The organism is Kibdelosporangium persicum (genome assembly GCF_013280595.1).
In the GTDB taxonomy this organism is placed as follows: Bacteria; Actinomycetota; Actinomycetes; order Mycobacteriales; family Pseudonocardiaceae; genus Kibdelosporangium; species Kibdelosporangium persicum.
Genome location: NZ_JAAATY010000013.1, coordinates 123,912 through 134,770, shown reverse-complemented (window position 1 = coordinate 134,770; position 10,859 = coordinate 123,912). Strand labels below are relative to the sequence as shown.

12 protein-coding genes are annotated in these 10,859 nt (G+C 69.9%); 3 read left to right on the top strand and 9 right to left on the bottom strand.

What is annotated here, in order from left to right; translation table 11 throughout:
* Window positions 1–5: 5 nt before the first annotated feature.
* On the bottom strand, window positions 6–212 hold the full coding sequence (locus GC106_RS23445; protein WP_173134556.1) for a hypothetical protein: 207 nt from the start codon (window positions 210–212) through the stop codon (window positions 6–8).
* Between the two features lie 225 nt (window positions 213–437).
* On the opposite strand from GC106_RS23445, the gene GC106_RS23440 reads away from it, so the two are divergent.
* Window positions 438–1,250 carry an SAM-dependent methyltransferase gene (locus GC106_RS23440; RefSeq protein WP_173134553.1) on the top strand — a complete coding sequence of 271 codons (813 nt, stop codon included), beginning with the start codon at window positions 438–440 and terminating at the stop codon, window positions 1,248–1,250.
* A gap of 52 nt (window positions 1,251–1,302) precedes the next feature.
* Window positions 1,303–2,262, top strand: a complete 960-nt coding sequence (locus tag GC106_RS23435; protein WP_173134550.1) for a glycoside hydrolase family 6 protein — start codon at window positions 1,303–1,305, stop codon at window positions 2,260–2,262.
* A gap of 48 nt (window positions 2,263–2,310) precedes the next feature.
* Here GC106_RS23435 and GC106_RS23430 read toward each other — a convergent pair whose 3' ends face one another.
* The 8 genes from GC106_RS23430 to GC106_RS23395 form a co-directional block, all read right to left on the bottom strand.
* Window positions 2,311–2,856, bottom strand: coding sequence for an isochorismatase family protein (locus GC106_RS23430; RefSeq protein WP_173134547.1), 546 nt, complete (start codon window positions 2,854–2,856; stop codon window positions 2,311–2,313).
* A 10-nt stretch (window positions 2,857–2,866) separates the two neighbouring features.
* Window positions 2,867–3,274: a tetratricopeptide repeat protein gene (locus tag GC106_RS23425; RefSeq protein WP_312872801.1), complete on the bottom strand. Its 408-nt coding sequence runs from the start codon at window positions 3,272–3,274 to the stop codon at window positions 2,867–2,869.
* A gap of 59 nt (window positions 3,275–3,333) precedes the next feature.
* Entirely contained in the window at window positions 3,334–3,762 is a 429-nt protein-coding gene (locus GC106_RS23420) for a nucleoside deaminase (RefSeq protein WP_173134544.1), read from the bottom strand.
* Window positions 3,759–4,604 (bottom strand): LLM class flavin-dependent oxidoreductase, encoded by an 846-nt coding sequence (locus GC106_RS23415; protein WP_173134541.1) that lies wholly within the window; start codon window positions 4,602–4,604, stop codon window positions 3,759–3,761. The genes GC106_RS23420 and GC106_RS23415 overlap by 4 nt, the downstream gene beginning before the upstream one ends.
* A 79-nt stretch (window positions 4,605–4,683) precedes the next feature.
* A complete protein-coding gene (locus GC106_RS23410) occupies window positions 4,684–5,700 on the bottom strand; it encodes an NlpC/P60 family protein (protein ID WP_173134538.1) in 1,017 nt (338 codons plus the stop codon).
* 18 nt (window positions 5,701–5,718) lie between these two features.
* A complete protein-coding gene (locus tag GC106_RS23405; protein WP_173134535.1) occupies window positions 5,719–6,201 on the bottom strand; it encodes a poly-gamma-glutamate biosynthesis protein PgsC/CapC in 483 nt (160 codons plus the stop codon).
* Window positions 6,198–7,616, bottom strand: coding sequence for a poly-gamma-glutamate synthase PgsB (pgsB, locus tag GC106_RS23400; protein WP_173134532.1), 1,419 nt, complete (start codon window positions 7,614–7,616; stop codon window positions 6,198–6,200). The genes GC106_RS23405 and pgsB overlap by 4 nt, the downstream gene beginning before the upstream one ends.
* A 2-nt stretch (window positions 7,617–7,618) precedes the next feature.
* Window positions 7,619–9,796: a HAMP domain-containing protein gene (locus GC106_RS23395; protein ID WP_173134529.1), complete on the bottom strand. Its 2,178-nt coding sequence runs from the start codon at window positions 9,794–9,796 to the stop codon at window positions 7,619–7,621.
* A gap of 112 nt (window positions 9,797–9,908) precedes the next feature.
* Between GC106_RS23395 and GC106_RS23390 the strand changes: the two genes are divergently transcribed.
* On the top strand, window positions 9,909–10,820 hold the full coding sequence (locus GC106_RS23390) for a hypothetical protein (protein ID WP_173134526.1): 912 nt from the start codon (window positions 9,909–9,911) through the stop codon (window positions 10,818–10,820).
* The last annotated feature ends 39 nt before the right edge of the window (window positions 10,821–10,859 follow it).

Here is a 10,859-nt window from a genome sequence, read left to right as displayed (position 1 = left end):
CGACGTCAGCGAGAACGGCGTTGCGTTGCACGCTCGCTCCGGTTCGCCCACGAGTCGAACGCGACGATCAGCACAGCCAGCACGGCCGGGATCAGCCCGCCGAGGACCACACCGTTGACGAAGAGGACAACAGCCACGCTCACCAGCGCCGCCGTGGGCAACAGCGCCCACGGATCAATCGGTCCGAACACCGCTCTCCCGCCGTTGGTCACCTTCGCCTCCTCACCGGACTGACCTGACGAAGCTAAGGCAGTGCGAGGCCACCGTCGAGCCGAATCGCCGGTTGCGCGACGTGACAGCCCGAACATCCACGACCATAGGTGACCGCCAGGCTTCATAGCGTAATCTGTGCCGGAGTCACGCCGGTCCGGACCTTGGACCTTGATCGGGTACGGTGACCCTAACCAGCACTGTCGTCGGCCAACGAAACACAGCGAATGTCGGATCCCCAGACCCCTGCGCCGTTCATCGACCCCAACCGCCCCAGCGTGGCGCGGATCTTCAACGCGCTGCTCGGCGGCAAGGACAACTACCAGGTCGACAGAGACGTGCGGGACCGGCTGCTCCAACGCGCGCCGGCACTGGGCGACCTGGCGTGGGACGTCCGGTCGTTCGCCGGCCGGGTGACGCGGTTCCTGGCGCGCGACGGCGGCGTCCGGCAGTTCCTGGACTGCGCGCCCGGCCTGCCCAACACCGAGAACACCCACGAGGTCGTCCAGCGCCAGAACCCCGAGGCGACGGTGGTCTACGCCGGGATCGACCCCATCGTGCTGGCGCACGGCCGGGCGCTGCTGGCCGAGAACGAGCGGACGCACTTCATCGAGGCCGACTTCCGGTCCCCGGACCAGCTCTTCGACCACCCGACCGTGCGCAAGTGCCTGGACCTGTCCGAGCCGGTCGCGGTCATCCATATCGGAACCATCCAGTACGTCAGTGACGCCCGCCGGCCCGCGGAGATCCTCGCCGGATACATCGACCGGCTGCCGTCCGGGTCCTACGTCGTGCTCGCGCACGCCTACGACCCCGAAGACGGGTCCTTCACCCCTGAGCTGCGGGAGATCTACCAGGACAGCGAGGTCGGGCTCGGGCACTTCCGTACCCGGTCGGAGATCCTCTCGTACCTGGACGGGCTGGAGCTGATCGAGCCGGGCCTGGTCGCCGTGTCCGACTGGTGGCCCGACGGTCCGCGGATCAAGGCCCAGGACCCCGTGCAACGCCTCGCGCTGGGTGCCGTCGCCCGGAAGCCCTGACGCCGCCCGGGTTTATACCGATCTTGTACGGGTGACTGCCATGTTGGCGGTCATGCGTATCAAAAGCCTCGGGCTGCTGGCCGCGTCCCTGCTGCTCATGACCGTCCCGGTGGCGCAGGCCGCCGACGGCAATCCCCTCGAGAAGACCAACGGTTTCTACGTCGACCCGGACTCGAACCCGGCCGTCTGGGTCAGTGAGCACCCGAACGACAAGCCCCGGGTGGACATGATCAGATCGGCCATCTCGACCAAGGCCGGAGCCCGGTGGTTCGGCAACTGGAGCGGCGACGTCCGGGCGGCGGTGGACTCGTTCACCTGGGCCGCCGACGTCGTGGACAAGCTGCCGATCCTGGTCGCCTACAACATCCCGGGCCGTGACTGTGGCGGGCATTCCAGCGGCGGCGCGGGCAGCCCGGACGCCTACAAGGCGTGGATCTCCCAGTTCGCCGACGGCATCGGCGGCAAGCCGGCCATCGTGATCATCGAGCCGGACGCGGTCGCCCAGCTGGCCTGCCTGCCGCTGAAGGAACAGCAGACGCGACTGGACCTGTTGCGCTACGCCGCGGACCAGTTCGCGCAGAAGGCACCCAACACCTGGGCCTACCTGGACGGCGGCAACGCCACGTGGATCGCCGCGGACATCATGGCCGAGCGCCTCAACGCGGCCGGCGTGAGTGCGATCCGTGGCTTCGCGCTGAACGTCTCGAACTTCCACACCACGGCGGCGTCCACCGCGTACGGCAACGAGGTGAACGCGAACCTGTCGAGGAAGTTCAGCTACACCAAGCCGTTCGTGGTCGACACCAGCCGCAACGGCAACGGCTCCGACGGCGAGTGGTGCAACCCCTCGGGACGGAAACTCGGCACGCCGTCGCAGGTCGGCGGGGGCGCCGAAATGCTGTTGTGGGTCAAGGTCCCCGGTGACTCCGACGGTGACTGCGGCGCGATCAGGGGCATCCCCGCGGGGACGTTCAGCCCGGACCTCGCGATGGGCCTGATCGAAGGCAAGTGACTGGTCACCCTCGTGAGTGTTTATCAGGGTTAGAACACCGATAAACACTCACGAGGTGAAAACGACCTCCGCCGCCGGGCGGACCTGAACCGACCCACCCGGGTGAATAGCGGTGCTCAGAATCCGGTTGTGCCGGTCGATGATCTGCTCGGCACTCAGGCCCGCCTCGGCATCGCCTTCCGCCGCCGGCGCGTGCCCGTCGCCGACCAGCACGACGTCCAGCCCGTGGCTCAACGACGACCGCGCGGTCGCGTCGACGCAGTAGTCCGTGGCGACACCGGCGAGCACGACGGTGTCCACGTCCCACTCGAGGAGCATCGGGGCGAGGTTGGTGCCGTAGAAGGCGTCGGTCGCCGTCTTGCGCAGCACCACGTCGGTCGGCCGCAGGTCGAGGCGATCGGCCAGGCGGGTACCCGGCGACTCGGGGTCGAACATCGTTCCGGTGGCCCCGATCTGTTGGATCGCGACCACCGGAACCTCGTGCTCACGTGCCCGCTGGGCGAGTGACGCGATCCGGTCGGCCAGTTCCTCACCGCGCCACACGAGCGGCATCAGCACTTCCTGCATGTCCACGATCAGCAGCGCCGTGTTCATGCCACGGACCTTAGCGCGTGCCGCCGAACGCGTCGGCCATCCGCAGCCAGGGACCGGCCTCGTCGTGCCGTCCCTGCCGCTCGAGGGTGCGGCCGAGCATCAGGTAGGCGTAGTGCTCGACCGGGTCCCGGTCGATGATCTCGCGCAACTGCTCCTCGGCCCGCCGCAGCTGTGCCGAGTGGTAGTACGCGCGAGCCAGCAGCAGCCGCGGGCCGATCTGGTCCGGCACCTCGTCGACGACTTCACCGAGGAGCTTGGCCGCCGCGACGTAGTCCTTCGCCGCGAAGAACGCTTCCGCCCGTTCCCAGCGGTCCGCCGTGGTCTCCTCGTGCGACAGGTCGAAGAGGTGGGTCGCCGTCACCCACCGGTCCGCCGCCACCTGACCGTTGGGCTGGTAGTCGTTGAAGTTGTCGATCACTGGTCCTCCTGTCGATCGACTCGTTCAACATTCAACCAGCCTGCCGCATTCCCCGAAGCTCACTGGTAGTAGCCGTCCACCGGTACGCGGGCCTCGTCGAACAACGCCGGTCCTTCCAGGCGGTACTCGCCGCCCACGACAGGCGGCCGCAGGCTGAGGAACTGCTCGGTGGACAACGCGTAGACCACGCGGCCCAGCCCGGACCGCTCGATCGCGCCGGTGCACATGCCGCACGGCTGCGTGCTGGTGTACATCGTGGTCGCCGCCGCGGTCTCCGGGTCCAGCTCGCGCGCGGCCCAGCGGGCCAGTTTCAGCTCCGGGTGCGCCGTGATGTCCTTGTCGGTCAGCGTGGTGTTGCGCTCCTTCACGAGCACGTTGCCGTCCGCGTCGGCGAGCAGCGAACCGAACGGCGGGTTGCCGTACACCTCGCGCGCCTCGCGGGCCAGCTCGATCGCTTGCCGCAGCAGGGCTTCCTCGGCCGGGTTCACGTCCGCTCCTTCCAGGCCGCGGCGACCGCCGCGAGATCACGCCACGCCGTTTCCGGGTGCTTCAGTTCTTCCGGGTCGCCGCCGAACGTGTCGAGCAGCACCGCCTCCGCGCCGAGTGACCGCAGGGTGGCGAGATCACCGACGATCTGCTCGAGATTCCCTTCGCCCGCCAGGCGATCGGGGCCTGTCACCGGTTCGGCGGCGGGCTGCAGCACGATCCGCGGCGCCAACCCGGGCACCGGACGGTTTTCCTGCTTCGCCACGGCCGCCAACCGGGAAGCCTCCTCGCCCAGCGCGGCCGCGGGCACCCGCAACGGGTGCCACGCGTCGCCGAGCAGGACCGACCGGCGCAGCGCGGCGTCGCTGTTGCCGCCGACCCAGATCGGGATTCGTCCGGCGCGGTAGTCGTCCTCGTTCCGCCACGCGTCGCGGATAACCTGGAGGTGTTCGTCGGTCAGCTTCCCGCGCCGGGTGAACGGGACACCCAGGGCCTCGAACTCCTGCCGTGCCCAGCCGACGCCGACACCGAGGATGAACCGGCCGCCGCTGATGTCGGCCAGGTTCGCGGCCATTCGCGCGGTGACCAGGGGATGCCGATACGGCAGGATGACCACGGTCGTGCCCAGCCGGACGCGATGGGTGACCCCGGCGAGCCAGGAAAGCGCGGTGAACGGCTCGAAGAACGGCGCCGGATACTTCTCGGCCACGTCAGGCGTGACGGCGACGTGGTCCGACATCATCAGCAGGTCGAACCCCAGTCCTTCCACGGTCCGCGCCCAGTCACGCAGGACACCCGGATCGGTGCCCGGGCCGTAGTTGGGAACGTTCACACCGATTTTCACGAGCCCCAGGCTATCCCCCTCGTGAGTGGTTATCCGTGTTCTAACCCTGATAACCACTCACGAGGGGTGAGCAGGGGTTTCAGATGCGGCGGGCGGCCCGGAAACCTCGGGAGTACATGCCGCCGTCGTCCAGCAGCGATGTTCCGCCGACGTCGCCGAGGGTCGGGCCGTTGACGCGTTCACGGCTGGACATGAACCGGTGGCGTCCGTCGGAGTCGACGCCGAGGTAGATGCCCGCGTGGTCGAGTTCGTCCGCGCCGCCTTCGACTTCGAAGAAGAGCAGGTCTCCTGGTTGCAGGGAGTCGTACGCGGTGACACGGCGGCCGGTGTTGGGAACGGGCGTGACGCCAGGGCCGAACTCCGCCATCGCGTACGCCCGCCGCGGCAGGCCAGGACCGCGGGTGTTCGTGCCGAGCAACGGGTACTCCATCCGGTAGCCGTAGACCAACCGCACGAACCCGGAACAGTCCACGGCACCGTAATGCTTGCTGTCCGGCGTGGTCCGTGTACCGTCCACAAAGGACCATGGTACGCCCAAGTAGTCGTAGAAGTCCGACCGTTCCAGCCTGCCCGTACCGGTCGCCGCCACCGGCCCGAACGCCGCGTCGCCACGGAACCGGACGCCCTCGGCGTTCTTCTCGTCCGCGGCGCCGTCGACGTACTCCATCGCCACGGCCAGGACGTCCGGTGTGGTGTCGCTCAACGCCTTGGCCAGCCATGGCCGGAACCAGCCGGCCGACTCCTCGCCTTCCCGCCACGCCTGCGGCGCGAGGCGGACCCACGCGGTCGTGGTGACCTCGGCCTTGGTGGCCTTCGGCTCCCGGAAGGTCCGGCTCGGCCCGCTCAGCACCACGGTCCGGGCGCCGTCGGTCATCGTGGCGACGACCGACTGGCTGTCCCGCACGATGGTGCGTGCCGGATCGTCCAGGCGCTCGAAGGTGTAGTCCGCGGTTCGCTGCACCGGGGCGGCGGCTGCTTGCTGTGCCGCGGGAGCCGAGGCGGACGGCTCCTGGTCGAAGTAGACGAACGCGGCGGCGGCCACGCCGATCACCCCGAGCAGGGCACCTGCCCGTACGGCCGTGCTGGTCTTCGACATGTCACTTCCTGCCTTTCGTCACGTGGTCGGCACCAGGCCGGCCAGCACACCGCTGATCAACACCCCGTAGCTGGCCAGGCTGACCGCCGCCGTGCTCAGCACGGTGGCGACCGGCGGCTGCCGCACGAGCTGGTACGCGATCAGCCCCGGCACGACGAAGCCAAGCGTCTGGTGGGCGAACAACAGCGGGTAGTCGCTTTGGATCAGCACGAACAGCCCGGTCTGCAACAACACGCCGGTCAGCACCACGGCCGCGAACAGCCGTTTGCCGTAGAGGATCACGACGCGTTGCAGGATCTTGGTCAGCACGAAGGTGAGCGCCGTGGTGGCCACGATGATCCCGGCCCGCCGGTAGTCCTCGACCATCGTCAGCGCGAGCCACCCCGGCGTGATCATGCCGCCCGGCGACAGGTTCGTCGCGAGGTAGCAGACCAGGGAGAACACCAGGCCGATGGCGAGTCCGAGGGTGGCGATCTCGCTGAGCAGGCCGCCCGCGATCATGATCCGCTCCTCGGGTCGCTCGCCGGGATGCGGGGCAACGGTGTCGTGTCGTGGATCTGCGACGGCCGGCGCGGCACCGGGCTGGGCCGGAACCCGGCTGGCCGGGCTCGCACGCGGGGCTGAGGTTCCGAGGCGGGCACGACACCAGGCCGCGACTCACCGGCGGACTGACTTCCAGCCAGTGACCGTCCGGCTCCGACCGGCTGCGGCGCACCGGAAGCCTGATCCCCGGCGTCGGCGGGTGCCTGTTGCAGCGTCGCCAGGTGGTCCAGCAGGACTTCGCCCTGCCCGTGGATATTGCCGATGGTCACCAGCGACACCGACCCCGTCATCCCTGCCAGCACACCGGCCAGCAGCTTGTCCGGGTCGCGCCTGCCGCCGAGGTCCACCACCTCGCCCTGCCAGTCCCCCGGAATCGCGACCCGCGCGCTGCGGGTCGGCTCGCCGATCAGCACGACCCGGGCGGGCGCGAGTTCCGGGATCAGCGCGCCCATCTGGCCGTTCCGCTCGACCCGGTCCGGCCGGCAGTTGATCACCACGTGCAGCGGCCGTGCGATCGCACCGGTGCCGAGCAGCTGCTCGATGTTCATCAGCGTCGACTCCGGATCGTTCGCCGCGAAGACGTTCGCGAACCGCAGCCGCAGGTCTCCCACCTGGTAGCGCTGCACCGACAGCACACCGGGATCGGGCGCCGCGGCCCACATCCCGGCCAGCGCGGACTGCCGGTTCACGCCCAGCAGGTCGGCGACCGCCAACGCGATCGCCACGTTCTCCTTGAAGGTGATCCAGCCGAACCCGGCCATCTGCTCGTCGGTCACCGACGACGGGTCGACCGGCACGAGTTCGCAGTCCCGGCGAGCCGCCTCTTCCTTGAGGATGTGCAGACGTTCCCGCTCCGCGGTCACGCAGATACCGCCGACCGGCATGGACCGGCTCAACGAGCGGGCCACGTCGTCCAGCGTGGGCCCCATCTCGGCCAGGTGGTCCTCGCGGACGTTGCACAGCACGCCGATGGTGGACTGGATCAGCTTGCTCTGGTTGATCTCCTGAAGGTCCGGCTGCACGGCCATGCACTCGATCACCAGGACGTCCGGCCGGTAGGCCGACGCCCGGCGCACGATGCCGATCTGCTCGACCACGTTGGCGATCCCGAACTTCCGGTACACCGGTTCCTCGCTGCCGTCGGGATGGATGAACCTGGCCGCCGTGCCGGTCGTCTTCGCCACGGTCACCAGCCCGCCGCCGCGCAGCGCACCCGCGCACAGCCGGGTGATCGAACTCTTGCCCCGGATTCCGTTCACCAGCACGCGGGTCGGGATGCGACGGAGGTTGGCGTAGTGGCGGCGTTGCTCGGCCACGCCGAGCACGAGCAACGACAGGCAACCGGTCGCGAAGACCACGAACAGGAACAGCAAGATCAGACCTCGGCTCGGGATCGGCGGCGCGGTTCGGGGTCGGCGAGCGGGTCGTCGGCGGGAATCCGCGGCAGTCGCACGGTCTGGTCGGTGGCGGCGCCGCGCGGCCTGCGGACCGCGCCCAGCCTGCCCACGCCTTCGGACAACGCCTGCCGGCAGATCTCCAGGCAGCACGCGATGGTTCCGATCTCGTCCTGCCGTTGTGGGTAGATCACGTCCTCGAACTTCGCCGCGGCGGCAAGCCTGCGCAGCGGCCGGATCAGCACCAGGTAGTGCCAGCCGAACAACAACGCCGCGAGCAAGGCTCCGATCAGGGCGACGAGCATCGCGCCGTTGCGCACCTCGTTGCCGGGCAGGCTCAGCTCGCGCACCGGTTTCTCGGACACCACGGCCCACGGCAGGTCGTCGACCGACCGGGCCACGATCACCGTGCGGTTCCGCCCTTCGCCGTCGACCCGGGCGGCGGGCCGTCCGGCCAGTGCGTCCGTGACACCGCGCCTGGCGTCCTCGCCGGGCAGTTGTTCGAACGCGACAAAGCCGTCCGTGGCGGCGAGGGTGCGCAGCTCCGAGTTGACCAGGCGGACCCGGCCGGGCGCGCGGCGCAGCAGATCGGCGAGGTGGTCCACGTCGAACTCCCCCACCAGCGTGTAGTCGCCGCCGCTCAACGCCGCGTGCGCGAACAACACCGGCACCCGGCCGGCGGTGTCCTGCAACCGGACGCCGGGATCGGGCGGCAACACGTTGACACCGCGCAACGGTGGCCTGCCTGCTGACTCCCCCGTCACGACTCCCGACTTGTCGACCAGGTAGACGCTGCGGAACCGCTCCTGCCCGGCGAGCTCACGCACGACCGGCACCAGCGACGAGGGGTCCTGCGAGCCGCTGAGCCCGGCGACCGACTGCAGGTCGGCGAGCCCGTCGCGGACGGTCCGGTGGATCGTCTCGGCGGCGTTGCCGACCTGGCTCCGATGGCCGCTGACCACCGAGTCGGGCACCCGCGCGGTCCCGCCACCCACGGTCACCGCGACCCATCCCGACCACGCGAGCAGACCAAGGGTGGCCAGGACGACCGCGAGACGCGCGGACATTCTCGGGAAGCGCCGGACGACGGGTTCCGGTTCGCCACGCAGCTTCGTGCGGCAGTACTCGACGGCCGCGGCGATCCGGCGGGTCTCCGCCGAATGCGGGAGCCGGACCGGGTGCTTCAGATCGCCGCTCGCGACCTGCAACGCGTCCGACCGCAGTCGCCGTACCGGACCGACGAGCGTCGCGCGGATCAGGCCGAACCCGAGCAGCGCGACCACGACCAAGGCGAGCGCCGGCCGGATTCCCTGCTGGGCGGGCCCGGCCTCGGCCACGGGCGCACGGGCCACCGACAGCAGGGACAGGCCGAGCTCGCCGGTCCCCACGGGGGCGTAGGCCACGACCACGGCACGTTCCCGCGCCGAATCCGGCCCACCGGGCTCCAGCCCGGGTTCGCCCACGTAAGCGCCGGTCTGCCCGGTGCTCGCCGCCGCGGCCGCGCTGCCGAGCAGCGACTGGGCGGCCGTGTCCTCGACCTTCGGCACCGTGCCCCGGGAGTCGACGATCTTGTCCTCCTGGTTGGCCAGCACCAGCCCTTGCCGCAGGTCGGCGTCAAGCGGCACAGCGGGGATGCCCGCCGCGGTGGCCGCCATGACCACACGTTGCGAGTCGCCGGGCATCGGCACGGTGACGAGCATCCAGAGGGTGCCGTCCGGCCTGGCCACCGGAACGACCGCCGAGTCGGTGATCGACGCCGGGACCGGGATCGGCTCGCCCCGGGTCACGACCTGCTTGCGGGTGGATCGCTCCAGCACCGCCATGCCACGCCATTTCGGCTGGCTCTGGTTCACGTCGGCGAGCAGGTCCGCGGGCGCCCGCCCGGGATCGGACACCGTGACGGCGGTGCGCAGGTCCGCGACGTTCTGGGCGGCCGTGGCGGCGAGGGATCTCGCCAGGCTGTCCACCAACGCCTGCTGCGACTCCACGACAGCCCGGGGTGCGGACACCTCCGGCTCGCGTAGGTGCAGTACGCAGAACCCGGCGAGCAGTACCAACAGGCCCACGAGCACGGCCGAGGGCACACCGACGCCGGCGGGGAACCCGCCTTCCGCCAGCTGGCCCTCCAGATCCGTCCGCCTGCGCCTTCTGTCGAACATCCTCAACGCCACTCCGATATGTCGGCTGCGGTGGCACACCTCGCATACGGATTCATGCGCACGGTGGTTCATAAGGCGGCGAAATCACTTGGTGCCCCTAAACTGCGCGGCGATGACGTTCAGTGCGCGCAAGTGGATACCGCTGGTGGCCATCACCGTCGCGCTCCTGGCAGGAGTGGGGGTGCTGGTGGGAATCAGTGGCGACGACGAAGCCCCGGCGGCGGTCGTCCGGCCGCCTTCGGATCTCGACGACGTGCTCGCGGGCTTCGCCGAGACGCTGCGGCCGGACGCGCGGTATGAGCCGCCGAGCGCGGACGAGCGCAAGGAGATCGTCGCCGCGCTGCGCCCGTTGATCGAGGACGGCCGGGGCATCGACCGGCCCCGGCTGGCCGATTCCCTACGCCCACTGGGCTTCACGCTGACCGTGGGCCGAGATCCCGCGACCGGCCGGGAGTACGCACTGGTCGCCGACGATCGGGCATGGGGCCTGTACCTGGTCGATCTCTCCGAACCGGTGCGGGTGGCCGTCGAAGTACCGCACCCGAACTCCGACCTGGGCACGGAACGGATCGGGCTGGCGCTGTTCCGCGCGATGCCTGGCGCGGCGTTGTTGGTCGCGGGCACCCACCGCCGGGTCGAACGCGGCGACGTCGCGCACCGCACCGACTCCGCGTTCCACGCCGTGGCCACCGATCTGGCCGAACGGGACATCCCGCAGGTGCAGGTGCACGGGTTCCACGACGACAGCCTGCCGGACACCGACGTGGTGATCTCGCCCGGCGCCGGAAAGGCCGGAGCCATGATCCGCCGGATCGCCGGTGGCATGGCCGACGAAGGCCTGGCGACCTGCCGCTCGTGGGAGCGCGAATGCGGCCGGTTGGAAGGCACTCGCAACGAACAAGGCAAGGTGGCCGCGGAGCACGAGGCCGACTTCGTCCACCTGGAGCTGAGCCGGAGCGTCCGTGACGACGAAAGTCAGTGGCCCAAGCTCATCGAGCCGATCGCCGACGGACTGCCGAAGTAGGCGCGCAGGCCAGCCCTCGTGAGTGTTTATCCGTGTTCT

Bases quoted from the DNA above. Each gene is read 5' to 3' on its own strand.
- GC106_RS23440 (WP_173134553.1), top strand. From the start codon at position 438: ATGTCGGATCCCCAGACCCCTGCGCCGTTCATCGACCCCAACCGCCCC.
- GC106_RS23435 (WP_173134550.1), top strand. From the start codon at position 1,303: ATGCGTATCAAAAGCCTCGGGCTGCTGGCCGCGTCCCTGCTGCTCATG.
- GC106_RS23430 (WP_173134547.1), bottom strand. From the start codon at position 2,856: ATGAACACGGCGCTGCTGATCGTGGACATGCAGGAAGTGCTGATGCCG.
- GC106_RS23410 (WP_173134538.1), bottom strand. From the start codon at position 5,700: ATGTCGAAGACCAGCACGGCCGTACGGGCAGGTGCCCTGCTCGGGGTG.
- GC106_RS23405 (WP_173134535.1), bottom strand. From the start codon at position 6,201: ATGATCGCGGGCGGCCTGCTCAGCGAGATCGCCACCCTCGGACTCGCC.
- GC106_RS23395 (WP_173134529.1), bottom strand. From the start codon at position 9,796: ATGTTCGACAGAAGGCGCAGGCGGACGGATCTGGAGGGCCAGCTGGCG.
- GC106_RS23390 (WP_173134526.1), top strand. From the start codon at position 9,909: ATGACGTTCAGTGCGCGCAAGTGGATACCGCTGGTGGCCATCACCGTC.